This window comes from Glutamicibacter sp. NPDC087673 (genome assembly GCF_044743255.1).
GTDB lineage: Bacteria > Actinomycetota > Actinomycetes > Actinomycetales > Micrococcaceae > Glutamicibacter.
Genome location: NZ_JBIUWB010000001.1, coordinates 689,803 through 708,778, shown reverse-complemented (window position 1 = coordinate 708,778; position 18,976 = coordinate 689,803). Strand labels below are relative to the sequence as shown.

The window sequence follows — 18,976 nt, the reverse complement described above, 5'->3', positions numbered from 1 at the left end:
ACCGCCTACCTCAGCTGCGCGCTTGTGCGCGTTCCTCATCGGGGTAGCTTTTCTGCGTGGCCGCAGCTGCTTCGGCTTCGGTTGCCGGGCTCATGTCGAACTTGAGCAGGGCTTCCGGGGTGGGGCCGCCGCCGAACTTCGGTGAAGGCTGGCCGCCGTTGGCTACGCGTTCGGCCTCCATGGCTTCCCATTCCTCATCGCGTCCGAGCATGCGGGCCGAGTCCTCATTGGTGATTTCCCCGGCGAAGGCGCGCTTCATTGCCTCGCGGTCGAACTGCCCTTCCCATTTGGCGACCACGAAGGTGGCCACGCAGTTGCCCAGCAGGTTCACGGCAACGCGCATCGAATCCATGATGCGGTCCGCGCCCAGCAACAGGGCCACGCCGGCCACCGGGAAGATGCCCAGGGCGGCTGCCGTCGCCGATAGGGCCAAGAACGAGGATCCAGGGACGCCGGCCATGCCCTTGGAAGTCAGCAGCAGGATGCCCAGGGCGGCAAGCTGCTGGCCAAAGCTGAGATTGTGGCCGAACGCCTGGGCCAGGAACAGCAGCGAGATGGACAAGTAGATGGCCGCACCGTCGAGGTTGAAGGAATATCCGGTCGGGACCACCAAGCCGGTGGTGGCGCGGGAGCATCCGGCGTTGGTCAGCTTGGTCATGATGCGAGGCATCACCGACTCGGTTGATGCGGTGCCCAGGGCCAGCAGGAATTCCTCGCGGGTGTACTTGATGAATTGCCACAGCGGAACCCGGGCAAATCCCCAGGCGATCAGGAAGAGGATGCCGATGAACAGCAGGGCCGCGGCGTAGCAGGCGAGAATCAATTTCGCATAGGTGCCCAGTGTCTCGATGCCGTATTGGCCGATGATGAAGCCCATGGCGCCGAAGGCACCCAGGGGTGCGACCCGCATGACCCAGCTCATGACCTTGAAGATCAGCTCCAGGACGTTCTCGAACACCGCGAGCAGTGGTGCGCAGCGTTCCTGGCCGACCACCACGATGGCTGCGCCGAAGAAGACCGAGAAGAACAACACCTGCAGCAAGTTATTATCCGCGAAGGCGCCGATGACGCTGACCGGGATGATTCCCAGGATGAAGTCGGCGGCCCCCTTGGCCTCTCCGGATTTCTCTTCGATGGCCCCGGCGTCGAGGGATGACGGGTCGATGTTCAACCCGGCGCCTGGCTGGAAGAGGTTGGCAATGATCAGGCCGAAGACCAGGGCGAAGAGTGTGGCGCAGGTGAAGTAGACCAATGCCTTGACGCCAACGCGTCCCACTGCCTTGACATCGCCCACCGCCGCAATGCCGGTGACAATCACCAGGAAGATCAGCGGGGCGATGATCATCTTGATCAGCATGATGAATCCGTCGCCCAGCGGGCGCAACTCGGATCCGACCTTCGGCAGGAAGTGGCCGATCAAGACGCCGGCGACGATTGCGACGCCAAGCTGGAAGAACAGGGAAGTGTAGAAAGGTTTCTTGGGGGTTGGCTCAGCGACCCGGAAGTCGTCTGCGGATTTGGTTTTCATGGCTGCTCCTGAGGATGGACTCGCTCCGAGGTATGTGCCCGTGGCTTGGATGGTGTCAACTGTAAGGCACGTCACAATATTCCGCAATGAAAAAAGATAATTTCGTTATGCGGAATGGATTCCTTCTGGATTATGGAATTAATCCGTGTTTGATAGGCATTTATCTAGCTCCGAGTACCGCTGTGCCGATGGCGGCAGCGTTGGGCGTGTCACGCGCCATCGGGGACTCGTGCTGTGCCGCGCGGGGCCGGCGAGGAATGAACCCGGGGGTACCGCTGTTCTTGATGCAGGGATCCCGCTTATTGCGCGTCGGGCAATCGGGCTGTGTCGCCCGGGCTGGCCGCCGTAAGCTGACCCTACCTGGAAGTCGCGGATGGCTTACTGGGATCATGAACAAAGGTGGAACCCACCGATTACTTCCAGCAGGATTGAGAGCACTCACTTATGAGCATGGAAAGCGCCGCCTGGCATTCGCTATGGAAGCTGTCAGGAGACAAGGGCAAGGCCTACGCTCCAACCACGCCTAAGCGAGTGCTGAAGTTCGCAGCCAGCTACAAGTCCCGGCTGCTGGTCTTCGTCGTCTTCTCCATCTTCGCCGCAGTCCTGGCCGTGATCACCCCGGTGCTCGCTGGACGGGTGGTCGACGAAGTCGTCGCGCAATCCGGGGTGCGGACGATCATCAACTTGGCTCTGGTCATGGCGGGGATCGCGATCCTGGATGCGGTGGTGTCCGTAGTGGTCCGCTGGTTCTCCTCGCGCTTGGGCGAGGGCATCATCTATGACCTGCGCACCGCAGTCTTCGACCATGTGCAGAAGATGCCGGTGGCATTCTTCTCGCGCACCAGGACCGGTGCGCTGGTCAGCCGCTTGAACAACGATGTCATCGGCGCGCAATCCGCCTTCGCCGGAACCCTTTCCGGGCTGGTCTCCAATACCGTGGCGCTGGTGCTCACCGCTGCGGTCATGTTCACCACCTCGTGGCAGGTCACGCTGATCGCTCTGGTGCTGCTGCCGATTTTCCTCTTGCCCGCCCGCCATTTCGGCAGGTCCGTGGCCCTGCTGCGCCGTGAATCCGCGGACCTGAACGCGACCATGGGCAACCAGATGACCGAGCGCTTCTCCGCCCCCGGCGCCACCTTGATCAAGCTTTTCGGCCGTCCCAAGGACGAGTCCGAGCAGTTCGCGCTGCGTGCCGGCAAGGTGCGGGATATCGGCGTCAAGATGGCCATGCGCCAGTTCTACTTCGTCGCCGCACTGACCCTGGTTGCGGCCCTGGCACTCGCCCTGGTCTACGGTCTGGGCGGCATGTACGCGGTACGTGGCGATCTGGCCGCCGGCGACGTGGTGGTCCTGGGCATGCTGCTCACCCGCCTCTACACGCCGCTGACCGCACTGGCCAACGCGCGCGTGGAAATCACCAGCGCGCTGGTCAGCTTCGACCGGGTCTTCGAGGTGCTGGACTTGGAGCCGCTGATTGCCGATGCCCCGAACGCCCGCCGCCTCGAGGCCGGGGCGGTGCCGGTGAGATTCAACCACGTGAGCTTCTCCTACCCGAGCGCCGACAAGGTCTCGCTGGCTTCGCTGGAAGAAGTCGCCATCCTGGACACCCGCGGCGGCGAAGAGGTCCTGCACGATATCGACTTCGAGATCCCCGCGGGCCAAACCTACGCGCTGGTCGGCTCCTCGGGTGCGGGCAAGTCCACCATCGCCTCGCTGCTGGCGCGCCTGTACGACGTGGATTCGGGCAGTGTTGAACTGGCCGGCGAGGATATCCGTCAGCTTGAGCTCGATTCGCTGCGTTCGACGGTGTCCATGGTGACCCAGGACGGGCACCTCTTCCACGAGAGCATCCGCTCCAACCTGACGCTGGCCCGGCCCGAAGCGACCGAAGAGCAGATCTGGGAGGCGCTGGAGCGTGCCCGGCTGAAGCCGGTGATCGCTTCCTTGCCCGATGGCCTGGATACCGTGGTGGGCGAGCGGGGCTACCGGCTTTCCGGTGGCGAACGCCAGCGCATGACCATTGCCCGTCTGCTGCTGGCAGCACCCCAGGTAGTCATCCTGGATGAGGCGACGGCGGCCCTGGACTCGTCGAATGAAGCGGCGGTGCAGGCGGCGCTGGGCGAGGCGCTGGCAGACCGCACGGCGCTGATCATTGCCCACCGCCTGTCGACCATCCGCTCGGCGGACCAGATCCTGGTCGTGGAGGGCGGGCACATCGTCGAGCGCGGAACCCACAGCGAGCTGCTGGCCTTTGGCGGACGCTATAGCGAGCTGCACGAAACCCAGTTCGCGCAGTAGCACGCCTGTTCGCCGGCTCCATAGGTGTTCCGGCACCAGCGCGAACTGAGATGCCCGCCTGGGCGGTCGATGCCATCGACTGCCCAGGCGGGCATCTTTGCTTGCGTGCCGGAATCGCCAAGCGCGGCTAGTCCGCCGCGGCCACCAGCTGGCGTCCCAGCTCGCGGGCCGCCTCCTGCAATACCGGCACCGCGCTGTCGATGAAGGCCTCGTCAACGCGGGTCACCGGCCCGGAAACCGAGATGGCCATCGGCGTTGGCGCGCCCGGTACTGGCACGGCGATGCAGCGAACCCCTAGTTCCTGCTCTTCCTCGTCGATGGCGTAGCCGCGTTCGCGGGTGGCCTCGACATCGGTGAACAGCTTGCCCAGGGTGGTGATGGTGTTCGCGGTCTTCGGGGGCATGCCCGCCTGCGAGACCAAACGCTGCACGCGCTCGTCATCCAGTACCGAGAGCACGGCCTTGCCGACCCCGGAATTGTGCAGCATGGCGCGGCGTCCGACTTCGGTGATCATGCGCATCGAGTGGGCTGACTGCACCTGGGCGATGTAGGTGACCATGTCTCCGTCGAGCACCGCGATATTCGCCGATTCGCCCAGCTTCGCGACCAGATCCTTCAGCGCAGGGGAGGCCAAGGCGCCCAGCTGGCGGTTGGCTACCTCGCCCAGCCGGATCAGCCGCGGGCCCAGTGAATAGCGGCGGTTGGGCAGCTGGCGCACGTAGCCCACTCCGACCAGGGTGCGCAGCAGGCGGTGGATGGTCGGCAATGGCAGGGGAGTATCGGCGGCAAGCTCGCTGAGCGCGGCTTCTCCGCCGGCACGGGCGATGACTTCCAGGAGCTCGAAAGCACGTTCGACGGACTGGACGCCGCCGGTGGTGGACTTGCTGGAAGTCTGCGTCATCTTTGCTCCTAATAAAGGCACTGGTTTCGGAAGAGGGCTACGCATTACTTCTACGATGCGAAATCCTAGTCCCAAGAATAGCGCAGAATCAGGCTTTTCTTCCACGATCCGATATTAACTCGGCAAAAAATCGTGCCGGGCGCCACAAAACACTCTTGCATTTTCATTTTGAGGATAATAGTATCCACTATACGGAAACTTTTACAGGAGGATCAGATGGCAGCACCAAGCCCGGGATATTCACTCACGCTTCGCGTCCAGACACCTGCGTCGATTACCGCTACCAGCGAGCTGGCCGGCGCGGTCGGTTCGGCCGGCGCGCACATCACCGCCCTGGATGTCACCGAGTCCAACCACACCCACATGGTGGTGGACGTTTCCTGCAACACCACCGACGTGGCCCACGGCGAGACCGTGCGCGCGGCGCTGGATAACCTCGATGGCGTAAGCGTGCGCAACGTCTCGGACCGCACCTTCCTGATGCACCTTGGCGGCAAGCTCTCGGTGACCCCCAAGGTCGCCCTGCGCAACCGCGATGACCTCTCCCGCGCCTACACCCCGGGTGTCGCCCGCGTCTGCATGGCCATCGCCGAGAACCCTGCCGATGCGCGCAACCTGACGGTCAAGCGCAACACCATCGCCGTGGTCACCGACGGCTCGGCCGTGCTGGGGCTGGGCAATATCGGCCCGGCCGCAGCCCTGCCGGTCATGGAAGGCAAGGCGGCGCTGTTCAAGCAGTTCGCCGATGTCGATGCCTGGCCGGTCTGCCTGGACACCCAGGACACCGAGGAGATCATCATGATCGTCAAGGCGCTGGCACCGGTCTACGGCGGGGTGAACCTCGAAGACATCGCCGCCCCGCGCTGCTTCGAAATCGAGGCCCGGCTGCGCGAAGAACTGGACATCCCGGTCTTCCACGACGACCAGCACGGCACCGCAATTGTCACCCTGGCCGCGCTGCTCAACGCGGTGAAGGTCGTGGACAAGAAGATCGAGGACCTGCGCATCGTGGTCTCCGGGGTCGGCGCGGCCGGCAACGCGATCATCCAGCTGCTCATGGCCCGCGGCGCGCAGAACATCATCGCCTGCGGACGCAATGGCGCGATCACCCGCAACGAAGCCTACGCCGATGCGCACCGCACCTGGCTGGCGGAAAACACCAATCCGCAGAACTTCACCGGCACCCTGAAGGAAGCCATCGCCGGCGCCGATGTCTTCATCGGCGTCTCGGCCCCGAACGTGCTGGACGAAGCCGATATCGCCGCCATGAACGAGCGCGCCATCGTCTTCGCCATGGCCAACCCGGATCCCGAGGTGGACCCGGAACTGGCCGGCCGCCACGCGGCGGTGGTCGCCACCGGACGCAGCGACTTCCCCAACCAGATCAACAACGTCCTGGCATTCCCAGGTTTCTTCCGCGGGCTGCTGGATGCAGGCGTCACCGAGATCACCGACGCCATGCTCCTGGCCGCCGCGGACGCTATTGCCGCGCGGGTCAGCGAATCAGAGCTGAACCCCGGATTCATCATCCCGTCGGTATTCGACCCACAGGTCGCCTCCGATGTGGCCATGGCAGTGCAGGACGCAGCCGCCGCCAAGTAGGCGCTGCGCAGCAAGACCTTAGGGTGCATGTCAACGCACCCTTCATTGGAACAGAGCACAAGAGGTTAAGGAACAACCCATGAGTATTGAAATCACCAGCATCCCCGACGCCGCCGATGCCCAGCAGATCCTCTCGGGCGAAGCGCTGGCCTTCATCGAGAAGCTGCACCAGAAATTCGCTGGCACCCGCGATCAGCTGCTGGCCGCACGCGGCGTGCGCCGCCAGCAGTTCTCCGATGCCAAGTCCATCGACTTCGATCCGCAGACCGAATCCGTGCGCACTGGCGACTGGAAGGTCGCCGAAGCCCCAGAGGCGCTGCGCGACCGCCGCGTGGAGATCACCGGCCCGGCCTCCCCGGCCAAGATGGCCATCAACGCGCTGAACTCCGGCGCCAAGGTCTGGCTGGCCGACCTGGAAGATGCTTCCACCCCGAGCTGGTTCAATGTCATCGACGCGATCTCCAACCTCTCGGCCGCCGCCCGGGGCACCTTGGCCTTCACCGATGCGAAAACCGGCAAGTCCTACGCGCTGCGCACCGACGCCCCGCGCGCGGTCGTGGTGGTCCGCCCCCGCGGCTGGCACCTGCCGGAGAACAATGTGCTCATCGACGGCAAGCCGGCGGTCGGTGCACTGGTCGACTTCGGCCTGCACTTCTTCCACAATGCCAAGGTGCTCGCCGAATCGGGACAGGGCCCGTTCTACTACCTGCCGAAGATGGAGCACTACCTGGAATCGCGCCTGTGGAACGAGGTCTTCACCTTCGCCCAGGCCGAGCTGGGCATCGCCCACGGAACCGTGCGCGCCACCATGCTCATCGAGACCATCCCGGCCGCCTTCCAGATGGAGGAATTCCTCTACGAGCTGCGCGAGCACGCCTCTGGCCTGAACGCGGGCCGCTGGGACTACCTGTTCTCCATCATCAAGACCTTCCGCGAAGCCGGCGAAGCGTTCATCATGCCCGACCGCTCGGCCGTATCGATGACCGCGCCGATGATGCGCGCCTACACCGAGCTGCTGGTCAAGACCTGCCACAAGCGCGGGGCTTTCGCCATGGGCGGCATGGCGGCGTTCATCCCGAACCGCCGCGAACCAGAAGTTACCGCCGCCGCCTTCGACAAGGTCCGCGAGGACAAGTCCCGTGAGGCCAACGACGGATTCGACGGCTCCTGGGTCGCCCACCCGGACCTGGTTGAGCTGTGCAAGGAGATTTTCGACGCGAAGCTCGGCGAGAAGCCGAACCAGATCGACCGCCAGCGCCCGGAGGTCGAGGTCACCGCGGCCCAGCTGCTGGACGTGGCCAGCGCTCCTGGCGATGTCACCGAGGCCGGCGTGCGCGCCAACCTCTACGTGGCCGTGAACTACGTGGCCGTGTGGCTCTCGGGCAACGGCGCGGTCGCCATCCACAACCTGATGGAAGACGCCGCCACCGCGGAGATCTCGCGCTCGCAGATCTGGCAGCAGATCCGCAACCAGGTGGTCGCCGCCGACACCGGCAACACCATCACCGCCGAACTGGTTGCTGGCATTCTCGCCGAAGAGGTTGAACGCCTGCGCGCGGAGGTCGACAATGAAGAGCACTTCAACGCCTACTACCAGCCGGCAGCGGAACTGATCGCGAAACTGACGAGCGGCAAGGACGAGGATTTCGCGGACTTCCTCACCACCCCAGCCTACGAACTCTTGGAAAAGGAATACGTGACCAAGCCATGAGCAACACCTTCGATGAGTCCACGCTTGCCAGCGTAGAAGCAAAGCTGGCCGCCACCGACCGGCTGCTGGAAACCTCCTACCCGGGGGATACCGGAGCCCGCCAGCCGATCCATACCGTGTACGTCCCCGGGGACAAGTACACCGTGGACCTCCCAGAACGTTGGGGCCACAACGCAGTAGCCACTGCCGGAGGACTGATTGGCCTATCCGCCTTGGCGGCCAAGCTCAAGCTGGCCGAACCAGAGCGCTTGGCGGAACTGGTTGGCGCGAAGCTGGCAAGCGAACCCATCGAAGATCTGCGCCTCGATTTCGAGGACGGCTACGGCAACCGCACGGATGCCGAGGAGGACGCCGCAGTGCTTGCCGCGGCCGACTCGGTATCCGCCGCGGTGGCCGCCGGCAAAGCCCCGGCCTGCATCGGCATCCGCTTCAAATGCTTCGAAGCACCCACCCGGGCCCGCGGGATCCGCACCCTGGACCTGTTCATCACCCGGCTTCTGGCCAACGGTCCGCTGCCCGAGGGCCTGCGCCTGACCCTGCCCAAGGTGACCACCGTGGCCCAGGTCGAGTCCATGGTCTACCTGGCCGAGAAGCTGGAAGAAGCCCACGGGCTGGAAGCCGGACGCATCCGCTTCGAAGTGCAGGTGGAAACCCCGCAGGTCATCCTGGCCGCCAACGGAACCCATCCGGTGGCCCAGCTGATCGCCTCGGGCAAGGGCCGGGTATCCTCGCTGCACTACGGAACCTACGACTACTCCGCGTCGCTGGGCGTGGCCGCCGGATACCAGTCCATGGAGCACCCGGTAGCGGACTTCGCCAAGGACGTCATGCAGGTGGCCGTAGCCGGCACCGGGGTGGAACTGTCCGACGGCTCCACCAACATCATCCCGGCTGGCGACCCGGAGAACATTGCGGCCGCCTGGGAACTGCACGCCCGCCTGGTCTCCCGCCACCTGTCCCGCGGCATCTACCAGGGCTGGGACATGCACGAGAATCAGCTGGTCACCCGCTACCTGGCCACCTTCGCCTTCTTCCGCGAAGGCCTGCAGGCAGCCGGAACCCGGTTGCGCAACTACGTCCACCAGATCAACTCGGCCATCATGGACGAGCCGGCCACCGCACGGGCCCTGGCCCGCTACATCCACCGCGGGGTGGCCTGCGGTGCGGTCAGCGCCGACGAGGTCACCGAACTAGCCCAGATCACCCTGCCCGAACTCGAGGCGATCGCCTTGAACCGCTCCCACGCCTAAGGACAACACCATGACTGTTCCAGCCATCCAGAACTCCTCGTCGTACTACTCGGACTTCGGCGGCCACCCGCCGCAGAGCGATCTGCTCACCGACCGGGCCATCGTCACCGAGGCCTATACCGTGATCCCCAAGGGCGTGCTGCGCGACATCGTCACCAGCGTCTTCCCCGAGTGGACCAACACCCGTGCCTGGGTGCTCAACCGCCCGGTCGCCGGCGGGGCCACCACCTTCTCCCAAGCCATCGTGGAAGTTGCCCCGGGCGGCGGCGCCACCAAGCCGGAGCCGCAGGCCCAGGTGCAGGGATTCATCTTCGTGCTCACCGGGCAGCTGACCCTTCTCATCGAGGGCACCGAACATGTGCTGGTGGACGGCGGCTTCGCCTACCTGCCAGCCGGCGCTACGTGGTCCGCCCGCAATGACGGCACCGAGACCACCAGCTTCCACTGGCTGCGCAAGCGCTACGAAGTGCTTGAAGGCGTCGCCGCACCGGCTCCCGTGGTGGGCAATGAGCGCGACATCGAACCTGGCCCGATGCCGGGCACCGATGGCAAGTGGCGCACCACCCGCATGCTCGATCCCAACGACGTGGCCTTCGACTTCGGCGTGAATATCGTGACCTTCGAACCGGGCGCATCCATCCCGTTCGCCGAAACCCACGTCATGGAGCATGGCCTGTACGTGCTTGAAGGCAAGGGCGTGTACCGGATGAATGGCGACTGGGTCGAGGTCGAAGCCGGGGACTACATGTCACTGCGCGCCTTCTGCCCGCAGGCTTGCTACGCCGGCGGCCCGGAGAACTTCCGGTACCTGCTCTACAAGGACCAGAACCGCCAGATCGCGTTGTAAGCGTTCATTTCCAGAGACTGCCGGGGCCGCACCCCGCGCTGACCCGCCGGCCATCGGCGCACCGTGTCCATTTCATGTTCCAGTGATGTTTCTTTTGCTCGGACATGGTGGGCTGACGGCAGGGTCGCGCGGGATGCGGCCTTCGGTTTTGGCGACCCGGGGCTGTTTCGTGAAGATCCAAGGATCACTTGGAACCGCTCATCGAAACCATCGGCAATACCGGGCGTCATCCCGGCAATCGCGGGGAGCACGGAATCGTCCAACGTTGGACGGGTTGGAATTGGGACTCATCACTGGAGTCGCGGGCAGTACTTGAGTTATTTCCGAAGGCTTGGCCTGTTTGGGACGTGCCCCTATGCACCGGGCGCGAACTGGATGCGAACGCAGCTCGATGTTGCAGGTCGAGACGGGGCAGCGGATGCCCTCGTTGCCAACTCGCAGGCATCAGTGCCGCAGCAGCTAGAACTCTTCAGCGTCAACCTTGGCCGGAGCATCTGCTGCATCGCTGCTCAAAATCAACCGCCGTTCCAAACGGGTGAGATTTCCCGGCGAAGGATCAAGTCGTGCTGGTTCCAAGGCGGCCGCTAATGCCGCGCCAACCGCTTCCTCGTCCAAGTTCATTCCCACGGCGACCAGCGCGTCATTGGCCGGATCGCTGTGGGCCGTTGCTTTCGCGAAATGGATCTGCCGGCCCACCATATTGACCAGGAAACGCTGCGTGCCGCGATCGGTGCGCAGTTTTACATGCCCCTTGAGCCGGTAGGCCGCAACCGGCGGGTGCTCCAGCAGGTCCAAGAGGGCACCCGGATCCGCCGCTTCGGGGCAGCGCACCGTCACCGCGTTGGCGTGCGGAGCATGCTCGTGGTCGTGGTGCGGGCGGGAGGCAGCCGCCAACGGCAACTCGTCGATCGGGTCTTCGTTCAGGGCGATGTCGAAGACCAGCTCGGGGTCTATGGCGGCGTGCGACGCCGGGATGATGGCAACGTGCGGGTTGATTTCGCGGATCCGTCCGCTGATCCTGGCCAGGACCGCGTCGCGGTGTTCCGGGGCAATGCGGTCCAGCTTGTTGACCACCGCCATGCTGGTGGCGCTGAAGCGGGCCGGGGCCATCGCCGCGGTATCCACGGTGTGCTCATGCTCCACCGCATCGATCACGTCGATGATGCCGCCGAAGCGTACCCCGTGGGCCTTGCCGAAACGCAGCAGCCGATCCACGTTCAGCGGGTCGGCCGCGCCGCTGGCCTCCACGATGATGGCATCCAGGCGCAGCTTCGGCTGGCCCAGCTTCTCCAGCAGCTCGTCCAGGCCGCTGCTATCGGACAGGCAGCAAACGCAGCCGCCGGCAATGGATTCGGCCGCATCGATCTGGCCGGTGATCAGCCCGGTATCCACGTTGACCTTGCCGATGTCGTTGATGATGACCCCGACGCGGGTACCCGGGCGGGTCAGCAAGCGGTTGAGTAGGCTGGTCTTGCCTGCACCCAGATATCCGGTGAGCACGATGACAGGGATCAATGCCGGCTCCTTTTCACTTCGACAAGCGGGCCGAATCCATTCTCCTTGCAGGGCCAACCGTTGCCGCGTGCTGACACGCCTGCCAGAAGATGGTTACCAGGAAGGCAAAACCGGAATCGGGCCATCGGCCTCGATATGCCGGGCCTGGCCGCGGGCCAGCCATTCGATCAAGCCTTCGCGGTCCGAGCGCACCTTCAGCGCGCCATCGCCGATGACCCATTCGTCGCCCTCTTCGGTCACCAGCGTCATGCCCGGAGCGTTCTTCACGCGCATGGTCCGCACGGCGGCCTCGACGGCGTTCTCCTGGGAATCCGGATCGGCTTCCTCGATGGTCCACGCGGTATCCAGATCATGGTGGTGGATGACCACCTCTGAGATGCGCAGGGCCACGATGGAGGTCGCCGGAATGATCTTGCCGTGAAGGTCCACCTCTTCCACGGCCAGTTCGCCGCTGAGCCGTTCGCACTGCTCGGCGAAGTATGTGGCGGCGTCCTGGAACTTCTTGACCAGTTCCTCGCGCGGCAGGGCCGCCAGCTCGTCGATCTCCGCGTCGCGGGCCTCGCGCGAGGCGTAGAGCTCCTGCGGTTCTCCGCTGGTGGCCCAGTCGATGAGCTTGACCAGGCTCCGGCCGTTGGAGGCCAAGTGCGCAATGACCTGCGCCCGGCTCCAGCCTTCGCACAGCGAGGCGGCGGCCATTTCTTCGGTGGACAGGGTTTCGATCGTGGCCGACATCATCGCGGTTTCGCGGTTGAGTCGTGACAGGTCCGAGTGCAAACGAGCAGTATTGATCATGAAGTCACCCTACCAACGCGGGCGCTCCAGCAGTACGGGTTACGCCATAGATATCGAAAGCGACTCGATTCATATCCGCGCCGTGCGGGCCCTGGCGGTGCCTGGCTGCGACGGCAGGAAGCTGTCCAGCAGAACACGTGCCGGGCATGCTTCTTCAGGAACCAGCAGCCACGTAGCCTAGGGGGAGAAGCAAACGACCAGGAAAGCAGTCCGATGGCGAAGAAAAAGAAGAAGCAGAAGCCCAAGCAGGGGCATCCGGCACGCCTGCAAGAGGGCGTCGTCTCCCTGGACCGGGTGAAGGTGGGGCGCGGCCTGGACGCGCTCACGCCGCAGTTCGTACGCTGGTTCTCCGAGAACCGCGATGACCCAGAACTGGCCCTGATGGTCCTTGCCGCAGTGCGCGAAACCCTGGGCATCTACGCCGAAGTCGTCGGCCTGGACAAGGTTACCGATTTTGATCCGCCCAAACTGCTGGCAGTGCTCAGCTCGATGATTGAATTCGAAGAGGCCGAGAATCCCGATGCCGCCGATAATGGGCTGGGAACCATGATCTATATGGCCTGGGCGGATTACGTCGAGTTCTTGCGCGATGCCGGTCTGTGGGAGCGCGAGGCCGAAAGCCTGGAGTGGTTCCGGAAGTCGCTGGAAGCCCAGGATCCATTCGCCGGTGATGACGGCATCGATGAAAACGATGAAATTGACGAGATCATGGCATCTGACGAGGCCTCTCAAGCGGCCCTGGCAGAAATAGCCGCCATGCCGGTCAGCAAGCTGGGTCGTGCCTCCTTGTCTTGGACCCTCACCGAGGGCAAGAATCTGTGGGCCAGCTTGCCGGCGCCTGAATTCATGGAAACGGCCGCAATAGCGCTCGCCGACCAGCTGCCTCCGGAAGTCCACGAATCGCGCAGGGGCCTGATGGTTGCGGTCGTGCTCTCGGCACTGGAATCGGTCAACGCCATCAAGCTGCCCGAACAGGGCAAGCCGGAGCGCGGAGTGACGTACGAAGACATCATGCAGCATGAAGACGCCGACTCCTTCGAGCCGAACTTCTACTTCATCCAGGCCTGCCTGGACTCGTTGCTGGAAAAGCCGGAAGGCGGCGATGACGCCAGCCTTGAAGCCTGGGGGCTGGCAGCGTTCTGGATCGTCGAGGGAATCGAAGGCAACCCGCATCGCGTGGCTGACCCGCGAGATGATCAATGGTCGCCAAAGGTATGGGAAACCGCGCATGTGCGCATGCATGAACTGCGCGTACTTGGCCTTATCGAAGATGGCGAAGCGTACTCGGTGCCCACTATCGTCCGCCTGGCGATTACCGACGTTGAACAGGACCTGCTCGATGAGGATGAATTCGACGACACCGATCTCGACGCGATGTTCGGGCCGGACGATGACGAGCCGAAACGCCTGAAGCGCGAAACACCGTATACCGGCAAGGTGCTGCAGCTGAAGCTGACCCTCAAGGATGCCAAGCCGCCGATCTGGCGTCGCGTGCTGGTGCCCATGGACCTGAACCTTGGCGACCTGCACGACATCATCCAAGCGAGCTTCGACTGGTACGACGGGCATCTGCACAGCTTCTACGAGGGTGGCTTCGGCGGCACTTCATATGGTCCAGAGATTGACGACATGGACTACCAGAAAAACGAAGCGGAAACCCTGGTTTCCTCATTGCTGCAGAAGGAAAAAGACCGCCTGGATTACCTGTACGACTTCGGGGACAACTGGGAAGTGGGCATCGACGTCGAGAAGATCCTGGATGCCGATGGCGGCCAGCTGCCGCGATGCACCGGCGGCCGGCGCATGGCTCCGATGGAGGACAGCGGCGGGATCGGTGGCTGGGAAGCCAAGCTGGATATTCTCGATGATCCGACGGCCCCGGAATACGAGGAAGTGCAAGACTGGCTTTCGAACCTCGGTTACGAAGAGGAATACGAGATCGATCCGGGGCATTTCAACAAGGACGAAGTCAATGCCCACCTGGAGTTCGAGTTCTAGGCGGCTGATTCAAGCCAGTGAAAATGCCGGTGGGTTGCCAAGCCTTCAAGCTTGGCAACCCACCGGCATTTTTGGTTTTCGGCTGGTTGGCCCTCTGGCCTAGTCGTCGTCTAGCGCGGCTCCATGCGGTGTCGCTCCGCCTTCATCGGTCCAGTCCTGGCCAACTTCATCATTCAAAGCAGGGTCGGAAATGGTATCGGGCTCTTCGGCCTCTGCCTTGTGCAGTCGGGCTTCAGGGTTGTTCTCGCTCATAAATCCATCCCTCTCGTTGCTTGGAATGCCAACCTAGCAAGAACCGGCGGGCATCAGAAGCTGCAGAACCCGCTTTTCAGGAACCCCTAAGGTAATCGTCAGCGCGCTTGGCTCGGGGCCACAGTCGATGCACGGATAACGAGCTTGGGAGTGAAAACGAATTGCTCGCGGACCGCTTGATCGCCCGCTTCTGCTTCGCGCAGCAAGACGTCGACAGCGGTTCGCCCGATTTCTTCTGCTGGCTGGCGCACGGTGGTAATCGGGATGACGGCCGACTCGGCGAAGTCGATATTGTCGTATCCCACCAGAGCAATATCTTCGGGAACGCTGAGTTCCCCGGACATCACCAGAGCCTGCAGGATGCCCAACGCGAGCAGGTCGTTGGCCGCAAAGATCCCGTCGGGGCGCTGTGCAGGATCCATGGCAAGAATACGCTCTCCGGCCGCCCGTCCTTCCAGCACAGTCAGGTTCTTGGTAGGCATATGCTCCAGCACGGCATCCGGGGCTTGCGCCAATACCGATAGGGCTCCCGTTAAGCGGTGCTGGACCTGTTCGATGCTCTGCGGTCCGCCGACGAAGGTGATCCGCTTTCTGCCAATGTCCAGCAGGTGCCGTACGGCAATTCTTCCGCCTTCCACATCGTCCACGGAGACCGATGAAAAGCTGCGGTCGCCACTTCCGCGGTCCACCAGCACCACTGGCGTGCCCGCTTCGCGGATCCGCCAGAGCCGGCTCAAGTCGCTGTGCAAGGGGGAGATGAGTACTCCGGCGACGCGTTGCTCTTCGAAGAGATCCAGCAGTTGCTGTTCGGTGCTCAGGGAATTGTCGCTGGCTCCCATCAGCACGGTGTAGCCGTTGTCCAGGGCACGATGCTGGGCGCCCTGGGTGACGTCCATGAAGAACGGGTTGCGTGCATCGAGGACGACGAGCCCGAAGCTCCGGCTGCGGCCGGCACGCAGTTGCCTGGCCGCATGGTTGCGGACAAAGCCGAGCTTCTCGATGGCTGCGGTGACCTTGGAAACGGTGTGTTCGGAAACAACCTGGGGCCGGTTGAGCACGTTGGAGACGGTGCCTACGGAAACGCCCGCCTCGGCGGCAACTTCCTTGACGCTGACGGCCACAGAGCTTTCCTGTTCTTCGGTGAGTTGTTCTTCTGCGAGTATAACTGGCGCACGGATGGGAACTGGAATCCCGACAGCTTTTTGAAAGGATTCAAAAGAATGCGGCATTCGCTCGACCGACCGCTTGCAATTCAAGTGTGACCTGCTCTACACTCGATTTCGAAGTGATTGAAACGATTCATTTTTGTGCAAAACGAATCGGATCGCACAGTTTTGCCCACCCAGTTCCAGCGGTCCGGAAGAGTAGTACGATGCGAGTTTGCTTTCAATTGCAGGTCAATCCCGACCTGATCGACGAGTATGTGTCGCGCCACCGGGAAGTGTGGCCGCAGATGCTCCAAGCCATCGAAGAAGCCGGGCGTCGCAACTACTCACTCTTTCTGCGCGAGGACGGGTTGCTGATCGGCTATTACGAAACCGATGACGACAGCGCTGCCCAGGCCGCCTTGGACTCCGACCCGCGCACCGCAGCGTGGGAAGCGGAAATGAGCCGATTCTTCCTCAGCCTGGGCGGCCGGCCAGATCAGCAAGCGCCGCGTCTGCGCGAGGTCTTCAATCTCGAAAACCAGCTGGCCGCACTTGCCGCATCCCAGCAGTAGAAGCCCGCAGAATTACTAGAAATGGAGAGTTCCATGAGCTCGAAGCTGAGCCCTGAGCACCTGCAAATCCTTGACCGCCTTGCCATCGAAGTCCCTTCCTGGGCCTATGGAAATTCGGGCACCCGCTTCAAGGTCTATTCGACCCCCGGGACCCCGCGCGATCCCTTCGAAAAAATCGCCGATGCGGCTGAAGTCAACCGATTGACCGGACTGGCTCCCTCGGTGGCCCTGCACATTCCGTGGGACAAGGTCGAGGACTTCACCGTGCTGCGCGAGCATGCAGAAGGCCTGGGCGTCAGCCTCGGAACCATCAATTCGAATACCTTCCAGGATGACGATTACAAGTTCGGCGCCTTGACCCATGAGGATCCGAAGATCCGCCGCAAGGCAATCGACCACCACCTCGAATGCATCGACGTAATGGATGCCACCGGAAGCCAGGATCTGAAAATCTGGCTGGCAGAGGGCTCGAACTATCCAGGCCAAGCGGATATGCGAGGGCGCCAGGACCGGCTAGGCGATTCGCTGGCCGAAATATATGCGCGGCTTTCCGGAGACCAGCGCCTGGTGCTGGAGTACAAGTTCTTCGAACCGTCCTTCTACCACACCGACGTGCCCGACTGGGGAACGTCCTATGCCCAGGTTGCGGCCTTGGGGGATCGGGCCATGGTTTGCCTGGACACCGGGCACCATGCGCCAGGCACCAATATCGAGTTCATCGTGATGCAGCTGCTGCGGCTTGGCAAGCTCGGATCCTTCGACTTCAATTCCCGCTTCTACGCGGATGACGACTTGATCGTTGGCTCGGCAGACCCGTATCAGCTGTTCCGCATCATGGCCGAGGTGATCCGCGGTGGCGGACTGGACCAGGACACGCCTGTGGCCTTCATGCTCGATCAGTGCCACAACGTGGAGAACAAGATCCTGGGCCAGATCAGAAGCGTCCAGAACGTGCAGGAAATGACGGCCCGGGCGTTGCTGATCGACCGCGTAGCGCTGACTGAAGCACAGATTTCCGGTGATGTCCTGGCCGCCAACGAGATCTTCATGGATGCCTTCTACACCGACGTGCGGGCCGACCTGGAAGCATGGCGCGCAACGCGCGGCCTGCCAGCCGATCCGATGCAGGCCTTCCGCGCCTCCGATTACCAGAGCCGAATCGAAGCATCGCGCGCTGGTGGCGTGCAAGCAGGATGGGGAGCCTGATCATGAGCACCGCAGCAAAGAAGCGCGGCATCTCCGGGTGGAAAGCCACCATTGCCGTAGCCATGAGCAATTACATAGAAGCCGGAGCCATCATTGCGCTGGCCACCAGCCTCAGCCTGTGGCAGGGCGCGTTCGGATTCGACGACGCGCTGGTCGGTGTCATCGCTGCCGTGTCGGCCAACGCGTTCGGCGCGGCCCTGGGTGCACTGATCGGCGGACCGCTCTGCGACCGTCTGGGCCGCAAGTTCATCTATACCTACGACCTGATCGTGTTCATGGTCGGCGCCCTGATGATCACCTTCTCCTCCGGTACGAGCCTGCTGATCATCGGCGTGGTCCTCATGGGCATTGCCGTGGGCGCAGGCGTTCCAGCCTCCTGGACCTACATTGCCGAGGAGGCTCCGCAGGAATCGCGTGCTGCGCACGTGGGCACCGCTCAGCTGGCGTGGTCGATTGGCCCAGCCATCGGTTTCGCGCTGGCGATCCTGGTTGAGCCTTGGGGCGTGAACGGCTCCCGGGCAATCTTCTTCCATCTTTTCCTGATCGCCGCTGTCACTTGGTGGGTCCGCCGCGGATTGCCCGAGTCCAGGAGGTGGAAGGAGCAACGTGCCGCGGAAACGGCTGCTGGCGTGAAAGCCTCGTTCTTCTCCGGCATGCGCGGGCTGCTGGCCGACCGCCGCAACTGGAGCGCGCTCTTCTTCCTGCTCGGCGTCTATGGGCTATGGAATACCGTGGCAGGGCAGGCTGGCATTTTCCAGCCTCGCGTCTATGCTGCCGCTGGCGTTGAATCCGCTACCCAGCAGAACCTGCTCCAGGTGCTGGTCTGGGTGCTGACCGCCGCCGCAACCTATTTCGGATTCATGAAATACGGAGACCAGGTCTCGCGGCGTTGGCTCTACTTCGGTGGCGCCCTGCTGGGTGTTGCGGCCTGGACCGTGCTGATCTTCGCTCCTCCAGGTGCCTTCTCCCTGCTGTTCTACGCAGTGGCCTGGGGCATCTCGGCGGGTATCGGCGCGCAGGCTTTCTACGGGCTATGGACCGCGGAGCTCTTCGCCACGCGCTACCGCGCCAGTGCACAGGGCGTGCTGTTCATGCTTGCCCGGGTGCTTGTCGGCCTGCTCTCGTTGGTGTTCCCGGTACTGCTCACCAACCTGGGCTTGGAAAAGCTTGGCCTGCTGATCATCGGCCTGCTGGTCGTCGCGTTGCTGATCGGCACCATTTGGGCGCCGGAAACGCGCGGCAAGTCGCTGGAAGAGATCGAACTGGAGCGCTATGGATATGAAACCAGGGCCACCAAAGTCGACGCCTGAGAACCACTGCCCCCATGCACACTAACGAGTCGGAAGACAAGAACAC

The 18,976-nt window shown here is 63.2% G+C and carries 16 protein-coding genes; 10 read left to right on the top strand and 6 right to left on the bottom strand.

Going from position 1 to position 18,976, the window contains the following annotated elements; translation table 11 throughout:
• Positions 1-10 precede the first annotated feature (10 nt).
• Complete coding sequence (locus ACIOTL_RS03310; protein ID WP_400341783.1) at positions 11-1,528, bottom strand: cation:dicarboxylate symporter family transporter; 1,518 nt, start codon at positions 1,526-1,528, stop codon at positions 11-13.
• Positions 1,529-1,972: 444 nt separating this feature from the next.
• On the opposite strand from ACIOTL_RS03310, the gene ACIOTL_RS03305 reads away from it, so the two are divergent.
• The gene (locus tag ACIOTL_RS03305) at positions 1,973-3,826 is read left to right on the top strand and encodes an ABC transporter ATP-binding protein (RefSeq protein WP_400341781.1); all 1,854 of its coding nucleotides are present in this window, start codon (positions 1,973-1,975) and stop codon (positions 3,824-3,826) included.
• Positions 3,827-3,953: 127 nt separating this feature from the next.
• Here the strand turns inward: ACIOTL_RS03305 and ACIOTL_RS03300 are convergent, their stop codons facing one another.
• Positions 3,954-4,727, bottom strand: a complete 774-nt coding sequence (locus ACIOTL_RS03300; protein ID WP_105656510.1) for an IclR family transcriptional regulator — start codon at positions 4,725-4,727, stop codon at positions 3,954-3,956.
• 216 nt (positions 4,728-4,943) lie between these two features.
• Between ACIOTL_RS03300 and ACIOTL_RS03295 the strand changes: the two genes are divergently transcribed.
• The 4 genes from ACIOTL_RS03295 (at position 4,944) to ACIOTL_RS03280 (ending at position 10,137) form a co-directional block, all read left to right on the top strand.
• Positions 4,944-6,329, top strand: coding sequence for an NAD-dependent malic enzyme (locus ACIOTL_RS03295; RefSeq protein WP_332486400.1), 1,386 nt, complete (start codon positions 4,944-4,946; stop codon positions 6,327-6,329).
• 79 nt (positions 6,330-6,408) lie between these two features.
• Positions 6,409-8,040, top strand: coding sequence for a malate synthase A (gene aceB / locus ACIOTL_RS03290; RefSeq protein WP_400289798.1), 1,632 nt, complete (start codon positions 6,409-6,411; stop codon positions 8,038-8,040).
• Positions 8,037-9,290 (top strand): DUF6986 family protein, encoded by a 1,254-nt coding sequence (locus tag ACIOTL_RS03285; RefSeq protein WP_105656507.1) that lies wholly within the window; start codon positions 8,037-8,039, stop codon positions 9,288-9,290. The genes aceB and ACIOTL_RS03285 overlap by 4 nt, the downstream gene beginning before the upstream one ends.
• Before the next feature lie 10 nt (positions 9,291-9,300).
• Positions 9,301-10,137: a bifunctional allantoicase/(S)-ureidoglycine aminohydrolase gene (locus ACIOTL_RS03280; RefSeq protein WP_105656506.1), complete on the top strand. Its 837-nt coding sequence runs from the start codon at positions 9,301-9,303 to the stop codon at positions 10,135-10,137.
• Positions 10,138-10,596: 459 nt separating this feature from the next.
• Here ACIOTL_RS03280 and ACIOTL_RS03275 read toward each other — a convergent pair whose 3' ends face one another.
• Positions 10,597-11,652 (bottom strand): CobW family GTP-binding protein, encoded by a 1,056-nt coding sequence (locus tag ACIOTL_RS03275; protein ID WP_400341779.1) that lies wholly within the window; start codon positions 11,650-11,652, stop codon positions 10,597-10,599.
• A 93-nt stretch (positions 11,653-11,745) separates the two neighbouring features.
• Positions 11,746-12,444 (bottom strand): maleylpyruvate isomerase family mycothiol-dependent enzyme, encoded by a 699-nt coding sequence (locus ACIOTL_RS03270; protein WP_134779050.1) that lies wholly within the window; start codon positions 12,442-12,444, stop codon positions 11,746-11,748.
• On the opposite strand from ACIOTL_RS03270, the gene ACIOTL_RS03265 reads away from it, so the two are divergent.
• Together ACIOTL_RS03265 and ACIOTL_RS03260 are read left to right on the top strand one after the other, a co-directional pair.
• Complete coding sequence (locus ACIOTL_RS03265) at positions 12,443-12,625, top strand: hypothetical protein (RefSeq protein WP_400341778.1); 183 nt, start codon at positions 12,443-12,445, stop codon at positions 12,623-12,625. The two genes, ACIOTL_RS03270 and ACIOTL_RS03265, sit on opposite strands and share 2 nt — an antisense overlap.
• A 32-nt stretch (positions 12,626-12,657) precedes the next feature.
• A complete protein-coding gene (locus ACIOTL_RS03260) occupies positions 12,658-14,442 on the top strand; it encodes a plasmid pRiA4b ORF-3 family protein (protein ID WP_400341776.1) in 1,785 nt (594 codons plus the stop codon).
• A gap of 99 nt (positions 14,443-14,541) precedes the next feature.
• On the opposite strand, the gene ACIOTL_RS03255 is transcribed toward ACIOTL_RS03260, so the two are convergent.
• On the bottom strand, positions 14,542-14,694 hold the full coding sequence (locus ACIOTL_RS03255) for a hypothetical protein (RefSeq protein ID WP_166650735.1): 153 nt from the start codon (positions 14,692-14,694) through the stop codon (positions 14,542-14,544).
• A gap of 98 nt (positions 14,695-14,792) precedes the next feature.
• The gene (locus ACIOTL_RS03250; RefSeq protein WP_400341775.1) at positions 14,793-15,815 is read right to left on the bottom strand and encodes a LacI family DNA-binding transcriptional regulator; all 1,023 of its coding nucleotides are present in this window, start codon (positions 15,813-15,815) and stop codon (positions 14,793-14,795) included.
• Between the two features lie 251 nt (positions 15,816-16,066).
• On the opposite strand from ACIOTL_RS03250, the gene ACIOTL_RS03245 reads away from it, so the two are divergent.
• Genes ACIOTL_RS03245 through ACIOTL_RS03235 form a run of 3 tightly spaced genes read left to right on the top strand, consistent with a single transcriptional unit; the run spans position 16,067 to position 18,930 of the window.
• Complete coding sequence (locus tag ACIOTL_RS03245; protein ID WP_105656501.1) at positions 16,067-16,414, top strand: L-rhamnose mutarotase; 348 nt, start codon at positions 16,067-16,069, stop codon at positions 16,412-16,414.
• Between the two features lie 33 nt (positions 16,415-16,447).
• Positions 16,448-17,620: an L-rhamnose isomerase gene (gene rhaI / locus ACIOTL_RS03240; protein WP_400341774.1), complete on the top strand. Its 1,173-nt coding sequence runs from the start codon at positions 16,448-16,450 to the stop codon at positions 17,618-17,620.
• Positions 17,621-17,622: 2 nt separating this feature from the next.
• Complete coding sequence (locus ACIOTL_RS03235; RefSeq protein ID WP_332730802.1) at positions 17,623-18,930, top strand: MFS transporter; 1,308 nt, start codon at positions 17,623-17,625, stop codon at positions 18,928-18,930.
• Positions 18,931-18,976 lie beyond the last annotated feature (46 nt).

Coding starts and splice junctions, on each gene's coding strand:
- ACIOTL_RS03310 (WP_400341783.1), bottom strand. CDS start 1,528: ATGAAAACCAAATCCGCAGACGACTTCCGGGTCGCTGAGCCAACCCCC.
- ACIOTL_RS03305 (WP_400341781.1), top strand. CDS start 1,973: ATGAGCATGGAAAGCGCCGCCTGGCATTCGCTATGGAAGCTGTCAGGA.
- ACIOTL_RS03300 (WP_105656510.1), bottom strand. CDS start 4,727: ATGACGCAGACTTCCAGCAAGTCCACCACCGGCGGCGTCCAGTCCGTC.
- ACIOTL_RS03295 (WP_332486400.1), top strand. CDS start 4,944: ATGGCAGCACCAAGCCCGGGATATTCACTCACGCTTCGCGTCCAGACA.
- aceB (WP_400289798.1), top strand. CDS start 6,409: ATGAGTATTGAAATCACCAGCATCCCCGACGCCGCCGATGCCCAGCAG.
- ACIOTL_RS03285 (WP_105656507.1), top strand. CDS start 8,037: ATGAGCAACACCTTCGATGAGTCCACGCTTGCCAGCGTAGAAGCAAAG.
- ACIOTL_RS03280 (WP_105656506.1), top strand. CDS start 9,301: ATGACTGTTCCAGCCATCCAGAACTCCTCGTCGTACTACTCGGACTTC.
- ACIOTL_RS03265 (WP_400341778.1), top strand. CDS start 12,443: ATGAAGTCACCCTACCAACGCGGGCGCTCCAGCAGTACGGGTTACGCC.
- ACIOTL_RS03270 (WP_134779050.1), bottom strand. CDS start 12,444: ATGATCAATACTGCTCGTTTGCACTCGGACCTGTCACGACTCAACCGC.
- ACIOTL_RS03260 (WP_400341776.1), top strand. CDS start 12,658: ATGGCGAAGAAAAAGAAGAAGCAGAAGCCCAAGCAGGGGCATCCGGCA.
- ACIOTL_RS03255 (WP_166650735.1), bottom strand. CDS start 14,694: ATGAGCGAGAACAACCCTGAAGCCCGACTGCACAAGGCAGAGGCCGAA.
- ACIOTL_RS03245 (WP_105656501.1), top strand. CDS start 16,067: ATGCGAGTTTGCTTTCAATTGCAGGTCAATCCCGACCTGATCGACGAG.
- rhaI (WP_400341774.1), top strand. CDS start 16,448: ATGAGCTCGAAGCTGAGCCCTGAGCACCTGCAAATCCTTGACCGCCTT.
- ACIOTL_RS03235 (WP_332730802.1), top strand. CDS start 17,623: ATGAGCACCGCAGCAAAGAAGCGCGGCATCTCCGGGTGGAAAGCCACC.